The 13,400-nt window shown below is 58.8% G+C and carries 14 protein-coding genes; 5 read left to right on the top strand and 9 right to left on the bottom strand.

Going from position 1 to position 13,400, the window contains the following annotated elements:
• Window positions 1-44 precede the first annotated feature (44 nt).
• Together EUU25_RS01835 and EUU25_RS01830 are read right to left on the bottom strand one after the other, a co-directional pair.
• Window positions 45-1,367 carry a PQQ-dependent sugar dehydrogenase gene (locus EUU25_RS01835; protein WP_158897771.1) on the bottom strand — a complete coding sequence of 441 codons (1,323 nt, stop codon included), beginning with the start codon at window positions 1,365-1,367 and terminating at the stop codon, window positions 45-47.
• A 13-nt stretch (window positions 1,368-1,380) separates the two neighbouring features.
• A complete protein-coding gene (locus EUU25_RS01830; RefSeq protein WP_158897769.1) occupies window positions 1,381-1,563 on the bottom strand; it encodes a hypothetical protein in 183 nt (60 codons plus the stop codon).
• A 178-nt stretch (window positions 1,564-1,741) separates the two neighbouring features.
• Here EUU25_RS01830 and EUU25_RS01825 point away from each other — a divergent pair, with 178 nt between their 5' ends.
• A complete protein-coding gene (locus tag EUU25_RS01825; RefSeq protein WP_143776010.1) occupies window positions 1,742-1,951 on the top strand; it encodes a hypothetical protein in 210 nt (69 codons plus the stop codon).
• A 109-nt stretch (window positions 1,952-2,060) separates the two neighbouring features.
• Here the strand turns inward: EUU25_RS01825 and EUU25_RS01820 are convergent, their stop codons facing one another.
• Complete coding sequence (locus EUU25_RS01820) at window positions 2,061-4,997, bottom strand: L-glutamate gamma-semialdehyde dehydrogenase (RefSeq protein WP_222848839.1); 2,937 nt, start codon at window positions 4,995-4,997, stop codon at window positions 2,061-2,063.
• On the opposite strand from EUU25_RS01820, the gene EUU25_RS16720 reads away from it, so the two are divergent.
• The gene (locus EUU25_RS16720) at window positions 4,983-5,051 is read left to right on the top strand and encodes a hypothetical protein (protein WP_484591132.1); all 69 of its coding nucleotides are present in this window, start codon (window positions 4,983-4,985) and stop codon (window positions 5,049-5,051) included. The two genes, EUU25_RS01820 and EUU25_RS16720, sit on opposite strands and share 15 nt — an antisense overlap.
• 136 nt (window positions 5,052-5,187) lie before the next feature.
• On the opposite strand, the gene EUU25_RS01815 is transcribed toward EUU25_RS16720, so the two are convergent.
• Window positions 5,188-5,556 (bottom strand): glycine zipper 2TM domain-containing protein, encoded by a 369-nt coding sequence (locus EUU25_RS01815; RefSeq protein WP_158897765.1) that lies wholly within the window; start codon window positions 5,554-5,556, stop codon window positions 5,188-5,190.
• Between the two features lie 144 nt (window positions 5,557-5,700).
• Between EUU25_RS01815 and EUU25_RS01810 the strand changes: the two genes are divergently transcribed.
• The gene (locus EUU25_RS01810; protein ID WP_158897763.1) at window positions 5,701-6,726 is read left to right on the top strand and encodes an esterase-like activity of phytase family protein; all 1,026 of its coding nucleotides are present in this window, start codon (window positions 5,701-5,703) and stop codon (window positions 6,724-6,726) included.
• Window positions 6,727-6,753: 27 nt separating this feature from the next.
• Here EUU25_RS01810 and rpmB read toward each other — a convergent pair whose 3' ends face one another.
• The gene (gene rpmB, locus EUU25_RS01805) at window positions 6,754-7,044 is read right to left on the bottom strand and encodes a 50S ribosomal protein L28 (RefSeq protein WP_158897762.1); all 291 of its coding nucleotides are present in this window, start codon (window positions 7,042-7,044) and stop codon (window positions 6,754-6,756) included.
• 132 nt (window positions 7,045-7,176) lie between these two features.
• Between rpmB and tadA the strand changes: the two genes are divergently transcribed.
• A complete protein-coding gene (gene tadA, locus EUU25_RS01800; RefSeq protein ID WP_158897761.1) occupies window positions 7,177-7,632 on the top strand; it encodes a tRNA adenosine(34) deaminase TadA in 456 nt (151 codons plus the stop codon).
• A gap of 452 nt (window positions 7,633-8,084) precedes the next feature.
• Here the strand turns inward: tadA and EUU25_RS01795 are convergent, their stop codons facing one another.
• Window positions 8,085-8,747, bottom strand: a complete 663-nt coding sequence (locus tag EUU25_RS01795) for a Crp/Fnr family transcriptional regulator (RefSeq protein WP_158897760.1) — start codon at window positions 8,745-8,747, stop codon at window positions 8,085-8,087.
• A 129-nt stretch (window positions 8,748-8,876) separates the two neighbouring features.
• Here EUU25_RS01795 and EUU25_RS01790 point away from each other — a divergent pair, with 129 nt between their 5' ends.
• Window positions 8,877-10,343: a hypothetical protein gene (locus tag EUU25_RS01790; RefSeq protein WP_158897759.1), complete on the top strand. Its 1,467-nt coding sequence runs from the start codon at window positions 8,877-8,879 to the stop codon at window positions 10,341-10,343.
• Window positions 10,344-10,452: 109 nt separating this feature from the next.
• Here the strand turns inward: EUU25_RS01790 and yghX are convergent, their stop codons facing one another.
• Genes yghX through EUU25_RS01775 form a run of 3 tightly spaced genes read right to left on the bottom strand, consistent with a single transcriptional unit; the run spans window position 10,453 to window position 13,310 of the window.
• A complete protein-coding gene (yghX, locus tag EUU25_RS01785) occupies window positions 10,453-11,361 on the bottom strand; it encodes a YghX family hydrolase (RefSeq protein ID WP_158897758.1) in 909 nt (302 codons plus the stop codon).
• Window positions 11,362-11,376: 15 nt separating this feature from the next.
• Entirely contained in the window at window positions 11,377-12,177 is an 801-nt protein-coding gene (locus EUU25_RS01780; protein ID WP_158897757.1) for a LytR/AlgR family response regulator transcription factor, read from the bottom strand.
• Window positions 12,174-13,310 carry a sensor histidine kinase gene (locus EUU25_RS01775; RefSeq protein WP_158897756.1) on the bottom strand — a complete coding sequence of 379 codons (1,137 nt, stop codon included), beginning with the start codon at window positions 13,308-13,310 and terminating at the stop codon, window positions 12,174-12,176. Before EUU25_RS01775 ends, EUU25_RS01780 begins: the two co-directional genes overlap by 4 nt.
• Window positions 13,311-13,400: the final 90 nt, after the last annotated feature.

Genomic DNA, 13,400 nt, shown 5'->3' with positions numbered 1-13,400 from the left:
AACTTTATACGGGGACTGTCCCTTTAGGTACTGTCCCCAACACCTCAGCCCTTGGCCTTCACACGCCAGACAATATTGCCGACATCGTCGCTCACCAGCAAAGAACCGTCCTTCGCAACCGTCAGCATCGTTGGCCGGCCCTGCGCATTGCCGTCCTTGTCCAAGAAACCGGTCAACACGCGCACTGGCTTGCCGACAGGCTCACCCTTCGGGAAGGGCACGAAGATCACGTCATAGCCCGAGGCAGGCTTGCGGTTCCACGATCCGTGACGGGCAACAAAAGCACCGTCGGTCAGGGACGCGCCGAGCTTTGCATTATAGCCAAAGGCGAGACCCAGAGGCGCGGTGTGGGCACCCAGAGCATAGTCCGGACGGCGTTCATATTCGCGCTTTTCGGGTTTTGGTGGCGACACACGGGCGTCGGTAAAGCCACCCCAATAATGTTGCGGCCATCCATAGTCGGCACCGAATTCCACGAGGGCCAGATAATCCGGAACCAGATCAGATCCGAGCATGTCGCGTTCGTTGACGACCGTCCACAAACGTCCCGACTTGTCCCAGTCAAGCCCAACCGGATTACGCAGGCCCGATGCGTAAGGCATCTTCTTGCCTGATGCCAGATCGAGTTCGAGAACCATCGCGCGGCCCCGTTCGAATTGCATGCCGCGTTCGGCGATATTGCTGTTCGACCCGACCGAGATGTAGAGTTTCTTGCCATCAGGTGACGCGGCAAGGTTGCGGGTCCAATGGTTGTTGGGGGCCATGGCGTTCAGTTTGGTGACTTCACGGCCTTTTGCGGTGATGCTGGTCGCGCCTTCCTTATAGGGGAAGGCCAGCACAGCATCGGTATTGGCAACATACAGCGTATCGCCGACAAGAACCATGCCGAAGGGCGAGTTCAGGCCGGTGATATAGGGTGTCTTGAGCTCCGCCTTGCCATCGCCATCGGCGTCGCGCAGCAGGCTGACCCGGTTGGCCGACGGCACGCCTGCCCCAGCCTTGCCCATCAGCCAGCGCGCGACCATGCCTTCAACACCGCCGCCATCACGCGGGGGCGAATTGGATTCAGCCACCAGCACATCGCCATTGGGCAAAACATATATATTGCGGGGATGGTCCAGCCCTTCGGCAAAGCGTTCGACGACAAGGCCGGGTGCCGCGACCGGCGCTTCGCCGGCTTTCCAGCGGTCGACATCGGCCACGTTGATTGTCGGAAACATCTCCGGCCGAGGCTGGGTGAGTTCGGGTTTAGGGCCTTCCAGCGCCGCTAGCGGAAGCTTTGCTTCGTCCGGGCGGGTCAGGAACCATACACCGATCAGGCCAAGGACGATGAAAATCAGAACTATATTACGTACATGTTTCCACATGGCTTAAATCCTCTCAGGCCCGCTTGCGGTCCAACAGCCAAACCACCAATGCGATAGCTACACCGGCACCGAAGCCGATCATCATACCTGCAGAAGGCTCATTCAGCGCGATACCACCGATGACGCCCAAAAGCAGGCCGAGGGCAATAAAAATGCCGCCAGCAAAGCGGGGTTGGCTATTGTTCGTTTCAGACATGCCGCCCCTTTGCCACCAATGCCGCCTGACAGGCAAGCGGGAACATCGTGCTTAATTTCCGCTAACCAATTGCTTTGACGGAACAGCCATGCCCCCGCGCTATCAGCGTTTCTGCAGACAGGCCGTTTCACCCGGGCCTGTCTGCCACCCGGAACCCTTGTGAAAGCCTGACCAGCCTATGTTTTTGCCGCTCTATGTCGAACCGCGCGATGTTGTCGAAGCAGAAGCGTTGATCGACCAATTTGGTAAAACCGCCGGACTGGAGGCGGCTGATCGGGCCGAGGCGAGCCGCAATGTGGGCAACCACCTGCATTATTGCCGCTGGCGCCAGATTGAACGGCTGATCATCATGCTCAGCATCGAAACGACATTGGGCACTATTCACTAAACGGCGTTTCTGGCCGGACTTTTAGCCGGGTTTTTGCAAACAAATGACGTTAAAAGTAGCCGTCACCCTGAACTTGTTTCAGGGTGACGAGAATGGCGTTCAAACCAGATTAAACCTCGTCCTCCAACGACAGCAGCGACGCGTTGCCACCTGCGCTTGTCGTGTCCGTACTGGTCGTGCGTTCGGCGCAGAAACGGTAGAGATAGTGCGGACCGCCCGCCTTGGGTCCTGTGCCCGATAGCCCTTCCCCGCCAAAGGGCTGACTGCCCACAACTGCGCCAATCATCGAACGGTTGATATAGAGGTTGCCGACCCGCGCCATCTGTTCGACCGCTTCGCTGCTGCGCGCGATGCGGCTGTGGAGGCCCATGGTCAGGCCGAAGCCCTTGGCATTTACGCGCTGCACCGTTGCGTCGAGCGTTCCGGCTTTCCATGTCGCAACGTGGACGAGCGGGCCGAACCATTCATTTTGCAACTGGTCGAGGTCATTCAGCCGGATAACTGTTGGCGGAACGAACAGGCCCTTGGCCGGGACCGCAACGCTGTGGAAGATGCGGTCTTTCACGCTTTGGCGATAAGCCATCAGCTTGTCATAGGATGCCTGGTCAATGACGGGGCCAATGTCGGTTGCAGGATCGGACGGATCTCCAACATTCAGGCAATCCATCGCACCGCGCAGCATTTCGAGCGTATGATCCGCAATATCTTCCTGCAACAGCAGCAGGCGAAGGGCGGAGCAGCGCTGTCCAGCGGATTGGAAACCCGAGATGATGACATCACGCACGACCTGTTCGGACAGAGCGGTGGAGTCGACGATCATCGCATTCAAACCGCCCGTTTCCGCAATCAGCGGCACCAGCGGGCGGGCGTCGTCGAGCAAGAGGTTGCGGGCGATGGCCTTGGCGGTAGGGACCGATCCTGTGAACACCACACCGCAAATGCGGGTGTCAGACGTCAGCTGCGCGCCGACATCGCCTGCGCCGGTCACCAATTGCAGCGCGTCTGCAGGGACGCCGGCTTGATGCGCGAGCGAAACGGCAAAGGCGGCGATGGCGGGCGTTTGCGGGGCGGGCTTTGCAACCACCGCATTGCCGGCCACCAAAGCGGCGGCGACTTGTCCTAAAAAGATGGCGAGCGGGAAGTTCCACGGGGCGATAGCAACCCAGACACCGCGCCCTTCATGGCGCAAGACATTGCGTTCGCCCGTCGGCCCGGGCAGTTCTACCGGCACCAGATCGGCAATGGCGCGCGCGGAATAATAGCGGCAGAAATCGATGGCCTCGCGCACTTCGGAGAGCGCATCGGGGATGGTTTTCTTCGCCTCCTGCACCGCAAGCGCCATCAACTTGCCCCGGTTTTCCTCCAGCAGATCGGCCAGACGGTCCAGACATTCGGCGCGGGTGTAGAGCGATGTCGAAGACCATGCCGGATAGGCGGCCAAGGCGCGGCTGACGGCCTCTTGTGGGCCGGGACCTGCGGCTATGGCAAGCTTCGCGGGGATGGCGATTTCGGTGGCAGTAGCAGCCAAGACGGCGGCATCGTCCAGATCGACGCCCTGGCTGTTCACGCGCTCCGGCTGGAACAGGTCTGCGGGCAAGGCGATGGCGGGGTGGCGCGTGCCGCCTACCGCCATGACCTTTTCAACCGGATCGGCGAGCAGTTCGTCTTCGCTGACCGACTGGTCGGCCAACTGATGGACAAAGCTGCTGTTCGCGCCATTTTCCAGCAGGCGGCGGACGAGATAGGCAAGCAAGTCGCGGTGGCCGCCGACGGGCGCGTAGGTCCGGCAATGATAGCCCTCCTCCTGCACCAGCCTTTCGAAAAGCCCCTCGCCCATGCCGTGCAACCGCTGGAATTCAAAATCACGCCGGTTGCCCGCCCAATGCACGATGGTCGCGATGGTCAGCGCATTGTGGCTCGCCAGCGCCGGGCGGATGTGCGCGGCGTCGAACATGTCGCGGGCGCAGGCAAGGTAGGACACGTCGGTCGCAGGCTTGCGCGTGAAGAGCGGGAAATCGCTCAGCCCGCGCTCCTGTGCGTGCTTTATCTCGCTGTCCCAATAGGCGCCCTTCACCAGCCGCACCTGCAGGATCCGGCGCGTTTCCGCGCCTAGCGCATTGGCCCAGGCGATGGTCGGCCGCGCGCGCTTGGAATAGGCCTGCACCGCCATGCCCAGCCCGTCCCAGCCGTTCAGCGCGGGATCGCGTGCAACGCGCTCGATGATATCAAGGCTCATCTCCAGCCGCGCCGCCTCTTCGGCATCGATGGTCAACTGAACGCCGAGCGAAGCCGCCTTGGACGCGAGTTCGCGCACCATGGCGGCAAGTTCGGGCACACAGCTCGCCGCCTGCGCAGTTTCATAGCGGGGGTGCAGCGCCGACAGCTTCACCGAAACGCTATGCCCGCGCGCCGCATTCTGCCCGACCGAGGCAATGGCGTTGGCATAGGCTTCGAAGTAGCGCTCGGCATCGGCGCGGGTCCGGGCGGCCTCGCCCAGCATGTCGAAGCTGGCGGTAAAGCCCCGGTTTTCCTTGGCATCCATGCGCTTCATGGCTTCGTCGATGGTCCGGCCCATGACAAAGACCTGCCCCATCAACCGCATCGCCGCGCCCACGGCCTGCCGCACGAAGGGTTCGCCAGCACGCGCGATCAGACGTTTCAGGCTGCTGTTGCTGTCGCCCAGCACCGCCTTGCCCAGCACCAGCCCCCATGTCGCACTGTTGACGAGCAGGCTGGACGATTGCCCCTTATGCCCGCGCCAGTCCGCATCGGTCAGCTTGTCGGCGATGAGCAGGTCGGCAGTCTCCGGATCAGGCACCCGCAAAAACGCCTCGGCCAGCGATAAGAGCGCCGTCCCCTCTTCCGTCCCCAGCCGATATTCCTGCAAAAACTGGTTCACCCAACCATCGGATTGCGCAGCACGCAGGTCCTGCAACAGGTCGCGGGCAATCGCCACAATCGCATCCCGGTCCGGCGCTGCCATTTGCGCGCTGACCACCAGCGGTGCCAGCACCTCGGGCTCCGGCTTGCGATGATAGGGACGGATGGCGGCGCGGGCGGAGTCGAGTGTCGGTGTCATGCCCCGCGCTTTGCCGGATAATGGCGGGCCAGACAAGTTTCACTTGTAACGAAAAAGGCCAGCACCGCTTAACGATGCTGGCCCACCCCCGAAGAGGTTCGTCTTCAACCTGCGGCTGAGAAGGTTCAGGGACGCCGCAGGGTGAAAGCCTTAGAAACTAGCGGTAACGACGGCGGCAGTTGCTGTCCGACTTGTCGATCGCGCGACCGGCCAGCGCGCCTACCGCAGCACCGATGATGCTGCCTTCGGTCTTGTTACCGCGACGGGCGACTTCGTTACCCAAAAGGCCACCGGCAACCGCACCTATGATGGTGCCGCCCGTACCCTTGTCGCAACGTTGGTTGCCACGGTAATAGCGGTCACCCCGACGATATTCGCGGCGGTCATAACGGTCATAGCGGTCGTCGCGGCTGTAATAGCCATCGTCGTCATAGCCCCGGTCAGCATATGCAGGGGCGGCAGAAAAACCTGTTACGGCGGTGGCGGCAAGGACCAGTGCGCCAATGCTCTTGCGAAATTGTGTCATATCTGTTCTCCAGCTCTTAGGGTCAGGGGCAATGTGTTTTCCCAACGATGCTGTTATGCAATGACGCTATTGACCCTAATCTGAATGTAGTTGTTATCGTCTGTTCATGTTTATGCCGCTTAAGATTAACAACAATGGGGTCCCATGATTTCCCGACTGAAGCGCCCTTTGCTCCTTATTTTGCTCGCTATCCTGTCCATTGGCGGCGTTCGCATCATCGAGATTAACAACAGCCAGGATATCGCGTTCAAGCCCCTCAACCTCGATCCCGCACATCCCGGCAAACGCCGAATCGGCGAACTGATTTTCGAAGGCGCATGGCAATTGGACAGCCGGAACGAGAATTTCGGTGGCATTTCCGGCCTGACGCTCCTGCCGGAAGGACGCTTTGTCGGGATTAGCGACGCCGGAACCCTGATCGGATTCGGGCTATCCAACAACGCCCAGATCGATCGCCCCTTCATTGCCCCCTTACCGGGTTCGACGGGGCCAGACCTTGATTACAAGGACCGCGACAGCGAAGGCATCGCACATGATGCGCATAGCGGACAGTTTTGGGTCAGCTACGAAGCGAACCATGCGATTCGGCGATTCTCCCGCTCCTTCTCCCGCGTAAGCGGCGTCGCTCGCCCGGCAGAAATGCAGGAATGGCCCGAAAATCGTGGTGCAGAAGCATTGATCCGGCTTCGTGACGGTCGGTTCATCGTCATTGCCGAATCCGTGGACGACGGGACGCATCAGGCTTTGCTTTTTTCAGGGGACCCTGTTGAAAAAGGTTCGGTCGTCAGCCGATTCACCTATCGCCCACCTGCAGGCTATCGCGTCACCGATGGCGTCCAGTTGGCGGACGGGCGCCTGGCCCTGATCCACCGTTCCATCGGCCTTCCCGACGGTTTCGCGGCAAAGATCGGCCTGCTCCAGCCTTCGCTGATCGCCAAAGGCAAGATCGTAGAAAGCCGGATCGTCGCGACGCTGACGTCGCCGTTGCTGGTGGATAATCTGGAGGGGATCGCCACCGAAGAGAATGGCGGAAACACCTATATCTGGCTGATTTCCGACAATAATTTCTTCGTTCTGCAGCGGACTATCTTGATGAAGTTCCGCCTCGCCGAAAAGGCAGACACGAAAAAACCGGAAGCGGAACCCGCCCCCGGTTTTGAATCTCTGTAAAACAGCCGCCGAAGCAGCCGTCCGAAATCAGGCCGCAGCCTTCTGCTTCTTGGCGATTTCTTTCTTCACCTTGCGGGCGTTGGTCGAAAGCTTTTCGTCCGAGGTCTTGAGCAACCAGTTGTCGAGACCGCCAACATGTTCAACCGAACGCAGACCATGGGTCGATACCTTGAACTTGTAACCCTGTTCCAGCGTGTCCGACAGCAAGGTAACATTCTGCAGGTTCGGCAGGAACGTGCGCTTGGTCTTGTTGTTGGCGTGGCTGACATTGTTGCCTACCAGACGGCCCTTGCCGGTGAGTTCGCAAATGCGCGACATGATATCTATCCCGTTAAAAAAGATGTGGTGCGGAATCACTGTCCCGCGAAAGTCGCTGCCCCTAACCTTCCGGGCCAGAAAGGTCAAGTCGCAGATATAGCCAAATGCGCCATTGTCGGGTAGCGGAAGGCCATGTCTTTGTCCAATGCCCGCAAAATGATGGAAGAAGCACTGGCCCTCGCCCGTCAGGCAGCGGAATCAGGCGAGGTTCCGGTGGGTGCCATCGTGGTCAAGGACGGCCAGATCATCGGACGCGGCGCAAATCGCCCCCTTAAAAGCCACGACCCCACCGCCCATGCCGAAATCATCGCGCTGCGGCAGGCGGCGACAGCGCTCGGCAACGACCGGCTGACCGGATGCGAGCTATGGGTGACGCTTGAACCCTGCGCCATGTGCGCCGGCGCCATCGCCCACGCCCGCATCGCCCGCCTCTATTATGGAGCCGACGACCCCAAAGGCGGAGCCGTCGCCCACGGTCCCCGCCTGTTCGACCAGCCTACCGTGCACCACCGGCCGGAAGTTTACGCCGGAATCGCAGCCGATGAGGCAGCGGCGCTGCTGAAGGCGTTTTTTGCAGAGCGGCGGTAGCGTGGCTAGTGCGGCGTTTGCGGGAAGGCTGGGCTGACTTTTTTTTCGCTAGAAGGAAAAAGGAAAAAAGGAAGAAGGCGTCGCGTCACCCCTTCAACGGCAGGCAATGAAAGGGGACTGTCCCTTCAGGGACAGTCCCCAACCCCGCAGCTTAACACACCCGTCACCCTGAACTTGTTTCAGGGTCTTAGTTTTCAACGTCGCTGACTAAGACCCTGGAACGCAGTCACCGAAGGTGAAACGAGTTCAGGGTGACAATGCTTTCGAGGGAAGCGCCAGGCATCAACAAACACTTCGCCACACCCTCGCGCCGGATTAATCTCACGCAAAGGCGCGAAGAAGGACGTGAAGAAACAAGTGTTTTGCCCTGCGTCGTCACCCAGAACGAATAGCTGGTTTCACTGAGCAATGCAGCTATCTGGAATAATCGGAATATTGTGGGAATCACACAATCAGGTCGCGGCTGCGAAACGGGCAAGAGCTTGCAAGTCAGGTACGGTGACACGTCCATAGCCGGTTTTGATTAAACCGATCTTGGCGAGCTGGCCTAGCCGAATGTTAAGTGTCTGGCGGGTGCAACCGGATAGGCGCGCCAGTTGTTGTTGTGACAGACGTGCAATATGCGGGGCGTGGCCGTCTCCGCCGACTTTCACCAGCATCACCAACAGATTGGCCAGACGCTGCGTGTCACGGCTGAGCGCGGTATGTTCCATCCATTTCATGATCGCGCGAAATCGTTTGCCCAATTCCAGATAGAGCGGCCCATAAGCCGCCTGGTTCCGGTTCATGATGGTGCGTACCAGCGCGGACGGAAATGTGATCAGGGTCGAGCCTGCAATAACCTGGAATTCGCGCTCGGTTTCAATCGGATCAAGGACCGCCAGCCAGTTTACCCAGCTCCCGGCGCCGAATGTGGCGATGGTTACTTCGCCGCCTTCGGCTGACCCTGTCGTCAATTCCGCTTGCCCGCTCATCACAAGAAACAGATAGCGGGACTGCTCGCCCGGGTAGCCCAATGCTCCGCGCCGGGCAAAGGATCGCACGTTCGCCGCCTGAAATAGCAGATCGACATCATCCGGATCTAGCACGCCAATGACCGGGGATTGTCGAAACATAGAACGGATGAATTTCTGGTGATGGGCTTGCATTGCTCCACTCTGCATCAATTGTCCGGATTCCGACAATTGCTTTTTGCAGTCGGCCCTATTCTCTCCGCCAATAGCCATAAAAAGGAGAGGCCCATCATGTTCGAGAGCAAGACCCTATCACGCGCCACCACGATAGTACTGACCGCCAGTTTTTTGGCTGCGAGCCCCGGGCAAGCGCAGGATCATGTGCCGATGTCGGGCCCCATCAACCGGATGGACACCCAAAAACCCGGGACGCCCGGGCCACGCACCTGCTTTTGGAGCAATGGTCCCTATAGCGGCGATCCCTATCTCAACATCGCGTGGCCGGATACCAACACCTTTTACTGGACTGCCAAATTTACTGTGCCCGAAGGCGCGTCGCTGCGTCTTGACGGGCAGTTCCCGCATGCGCGCTATTCATCTTTCACAACCTATGACATGCGCGGGCAGCCTGTCGAAAGTCTGGCAGATTATCTGATTTCGCCACTGTCCGGCCATACTAATCCCGCGCGTGATGGCGCCGACCGGACAGTGCGGAAGCGTTCCTATTCGATTGAAATCCAGACGGGTGGCACTCGCGACCTTTCACGGCGCGAAGGAATTTTCATTGAAGGTGCAACTTCCAAGGTCATCCACGCACCCAAGAATGATGGTTATCAACAGGTTCTGATCTACCGGATATACACGGTCGACAAAGGTTCAGGCATCACCGGGAATGTCCCGCTGCCAACCCCGGTGCTAACGCTCGCGGACGGCAAGGTTTTGCGCGGAATGGATGCCTGCGACGCGATCAATGCCAGCCAGCAAATGAAGATCGCGCCAGACGCCGTTGGTATGCCAGCCTGGCGATATCGCGAGTTGCTGACGACACCGGGCAAACCGGATACAAATCCGGCAACAAATCCGTCGACATGGTATGCGCAGTTCGACCGCAAACAGTTTGAGGGCATATTCACCGGTGCCATCGGCAATTTCGACCGCAAGAGCGAAGGCTTCTATCCCACGGTCGACAATCAATATGTCCGCACTTTCATCAATCGCAAATTCGGGCCGATCTATGTGCTGCGCGGCAAGCTGCCGGTTACGCCGCGGACCATGAGCGGTGATCCGGTGATGCGGGTCAAAGATGCAGACATGCGATATTGGTCACTCTGCTCGCAAAAGGGTGCAGCCAATACCATGGTACTAAAATGCCTGAATGACGAGCAGATCGTCATCGACAAGGACCGCAATTATGTGGTCGTATTCAGCCGCGCGGCGGATCGACCCCGCAATGCCTATCCCGAATGCGGGATCAATTGGCTACCTATCCCCGATGACGGAGACGGCCTCTACGATGCCGATCAGGGTAACATGATGATCCGCAACATGCTTGCTTCTCCCGGTTTTAGACACGCGATCCAGAATGTGACGAAGACAGGCGAAGAACGCGAGGTAATGGGACCTTATCTGCCGACGGGCACATATCTCGTGCAAGCAACGTTCGAAGCGGTGTTCCAGTGTCGCTCTCCGGCAGAGCAAAGTGCTATCGCGCGCGAAACCATCGCGGCGGATCAAGCACAGCAGGCGGCGCAGAAATAACGTACCGCCGTTCCGGATTATTGCGGGGCGGGGCGATGAACGTGAAGTTGAAGAAAGACAATCTTGCCTATTCTCTTCTTCCTTCTGACGAAAAAAGAAACCGCCCGCCTCAGGCCGTCAAATTCGCCTTGAAAAAGGCCAGGGTCCGCGACCAGCTCAACTCCGCTGCCGCCTTGTCGTAACGCGGGGTGCTGTCGTTGTGGAAGCCATGCTGCGTGCCGGGGTAGAAATGCACTTCGTAGCGTTTCTGGTTGGAAATCAGCGCCGCCTGATAAGGCAGCCAGCCTGCGTTGATGCGCTCGTCTGCTTCGGCATAGTGGATCAGCAACGGGGCCTTGATCGCGGGGACTTCCTCGGCCTTGGGTTGGCGGCCATAATAGGGAGCCGAAGCGCCGAGGTCGGGATAGGCCACGGCAAGCGCATTGCATACGCCGCCGCCATAGCAGAAGCCGACCGCACCGACTTTGCCGTTGCTTTCCTTGTGATCGCGCAGAAATTCAAAGCTGGCGAAGAAATCCTCAAGCAATTTTGCCGGATTGAGTTTCGCCTGCAGTTCGCGGCCCTTGTCGTCGTTGCCGGGATAGCCGCCAACCGAGGACAGGCCGTCGGGGGCGAGTGCCAGATATCCGGCCTTCGCCAGACGCCGCGCCACATCCTCGATATAGGGGTTGAGGCCGCGATTTTCGTGAATGACCAATACCGCAGGCAACTTGCCCTTTGCCTTGGCAGGCCGGGCGAGCAGGCCGTTGATGCTGCCATGGCCTTCTGGGCTGGGTACTTCGACCCTTTGCGTTATGATCGCGGGGTCGTCGGCCTTCACCTGTTGCGCCAGCGCATAATCGGGCGCGAGTTGCTGCAGGATCATCAGGCCCGTGACACCGGCGGCGGCGAATTTGCCCGCCTCCCGGATGAATTCGCGCTTGGTCAGCTTGCCATGCACATAGCCGTCAAAGATTTCGAGAATATAGGGATGGAAGTCGCTGGCTTTCATGCGCGGTGACGCGTCGGCTTCGGCCATCCCTATTCTCCTTTTTTAATGTACGAAACGTGCGACGACGTCGCGGTAGGACCGGCTAACCTTCACCTGCGCGCCGGATTCGAGCACGAGGAAGCATTCGCCATTGGTGTGGGGCTTGACCTGACGCACCTGGTCCAGATTGACGATGGTGCTGCGGTGCACCCGCTGGAATGTGCGCGGATCAAGACGCTTTTCCAGATCCTTCATCGTTTCGCGCAGGATCAGCGAATTGTCGGCGGTGTAGATGCACATATAGTCACCCGCAGCGTCGATCCGCTCAATGCTTTCTACGTCGACGCGGAAAATCTGGCCCCGGTCCTTGACGTTTATCAGCTTTTCAAAGCGCGTGGACGCGACATCGTCGTCCATTGAGCCCAGATTGTCGGCGGCGTTGGGCGCGACTTCGTTGATGACGGTGCGCAGACGCTCCAGCTCATCGGTGTTGCGCTTGTTCGCCAGACGTGACCGGACACGTTCCATGGTGTCGGCCAACCGGTCGGGCTCGACGGGCTTCATCAGATAATCGACCGCCTGCGCCTCAAAGGCCTTGATCGCATGTTCGGAATAGGCGGTGACAAAGACAAAAAGCGGGGGATCAATGTCCATCACGCCCTGCACCACCGAGAAGCCATCAAATCCGGGCATCTGGATGTCCAGAAAAACCAGATCGGGCTTCAATGTCTTGATCTTCCGGATTGCCTCACGCCCGTTATGGCATGTGGCAACGATTTCAATATCGTCAAATGCCTGAAGCCTCAATTCGAGGCCCTGGATGGCCAATTTTTCATCATCAACCAATATTGTACGAATGCTCATGCGGTTTTCATTCCTTGTAATGTTGCCCCCGCTTGATTTTCTTCGACCGGTATAATGCGCGTCTGATAAGGCAGTTCCAATAAAACCTCAAATCCGCCGCTAGCTTTCACATAAAATTCGAAACGCTGGTCATCTCCATAGGCCTGCGAAAGCCGCTCGCGCGTGTTCGCCATGCCGACCCCTGTGGACAGGCTGTGGTCTTGCTGACCCGGCTGCAAGCCCGGGCCGGTGTCGGAAACGGTGATGCGAACCCTTTGGCCGACGAGTTGAGCGGTAACCGAGATATCCGCCCCCTCTTCTTTCGGCGTGACCGCATATTTGATGGCGTTTTCCACCAACGGTTGCAGCAACAATGAGGGCACCAGCGCATTTTCGACCGCCGGTTCGATGTTGAAAAAGGTGCGCAACCGCTCTTCGAAACGCATTTTCTCGATATCGAGATAGAGCTTCAACGTCTCGATTTCCTGCGTCAGCGGCACTTTAGCGGCGGCCTCGTTAATCAAGGTGAAGCGCAGGAAAGACGACAGGCGCGACAACATCGCGTTGGCCTGCTCGGTCTGTTTCAGCAGGACCAGCGTGGAAATACTGTTCAGCGTGTTGAACAGGAAATGCGGGTTGAGCTGATACCGCAGCATGGTGAGCTGCGCGCTGGTCGCCTGCGCCTCCAGCCGCATCATCTGGTCCGCCTGCTCTTCGGCGCGGACGAAATAGTTGATCGCGTAATAAAGCGCCGACCATGCCGCCAAAAGCACCGAGTTGATATAGATCGCCGCCAGCCAAAGCTGCGCAAAGGGCGTTTCGTCGACCCCGTCGCGTATCGTCTGCAGCACCCACACATCGATATAGGCATAGCCAATGGTCGCCACGGACATGGCCACAAAGGTCAGGCTCCACGTAATGAACGGGCGCTGGTCAATCAGGAAACGGTAGACCACCGACAGAACGAGCGTGATGGAATAGCCGGTAACGGCGGAGATCAGGATGGGGACAAGGAAGCTGACAGGCTGGCCCTGCGCAATGCCGGATGCGGCGCGCAAGATAACGGCCCCTGCCCAACCGGCGGAATGCAGGTTCCAGAAAGCCCGGTTCTTGTCCGCGAAAAAGGGTTTATCAGTAAGCTCTAGAACCGCCATATTTTGGGTCTAGCCGCATTTTGCGCGCGCATGAAGCCCTTGTTTCACAGAAAAGCCATGATAGCATGGCTGACGAGAGGAAAGAGTCAC

Origin of the sequence: Sphingorhabdus lacus (genome assembly GCF_009768975.1) — a bacterium.
GTDB lineage: Bacteria > Pseudomonadota > Alphaproteobacteria > Sphingomonadales > Sphingomonadaceae > Sphingorhabdus_B > Sphingorhabdus_B lacus.
The sequence above is the reverse complement of the archived record's forward strand: the minus strand, read 5'-3'. Positions and strand labels throughout refer to the sequence as shown.

Excerpts from the sequence above, each read along its gene's own strand:
- EUU25_RS01835 (WP_158897771.1), bottom strand. The coding sequence starts at position 1,367 with ATGTGGAAACATGTACGTAATATAGTTCTGATTTTCATCGTCCTTGGC.
- EUU25_RS01830 (WP_158897769.1), bottom strand. The coding sequence starts at position 1,563 with ATGTCTGAAACGAACAATAGCCAACCCCGCTTTGCTGGCGGCATTTTT.
- EUU25_RS01825 (WP_143776010.1), top strand. The coding sequence starts at position 1,742 with ATGTTTTTGCCGCTCTATGTCGAACCGCGCGATGTTGTCGAAGCAGAA.
- EUU25_RS01815 (WP_158897765.1), bottom strand. The coding sequence starts at position 5,556 with ATGACACAATTTCGCAAGAGCATTGGCGCACTGGTCCTTGCCGCCACC.
- EUU25_RS01810 (WP_158897763.1), top strand. The coding sequence starts at position 5,701 with ATGATTTCCCGACTGAAGCGCCCTTTGCTCCTTATTTTGCTCGCTATC.
- rpmB (WP_158897762.1), bottom strand. The coding sequence starts at position 7,044 with ATGTCGCGCATTTGCGAACTCACCGGCAAGGGCCGTCTGGTAGGCAAC.
- tadA (WP_158897761.1), top strand. The coding sequence starts at position 7,177 with ATGTCTTTGTCCAATGCCCGCAAAATGATGGAAGAAGCACTGGCCCTC.
- EUU25_RS01795 (WP_158897760.1), bottom strand. The coding sequence starts at position 8,747 with ATGTTTCGACAATCCCCGGTCATTGGCGTGCTAGATCCGGATGATGTC.
- EUU25_RS01790 (WP_158897759.1), top strand. The coding sequence starts at position 8,877 with ATGTTCGAGAGCAAGACCCTATCACGCGCCACCACGATAGTACTGACC.
- yghX (WP_158897758.1), bottom strand. The coding sequence starts at position 11,361 with ATGGCCGAAGCCGACGCGTCACCGCGCATGAAAGCCAGCGACTTCCAT.
- EUU25_RS01780 (WP_158897757.1), bottom strand. The coding sequence starts at position 12,177 with ATGAGCATTCGTACAATATTGGTTGATGATGAAAAATTGGCCATCCAG.
- EUU25_RS01775 (WP_158897756.1), bottom strand. The coding sequence starts at position 13,310 with ATGGCGGTTCTAGAGCTTACTGATAAACCCTTTTTCGCGGACAAGAAC.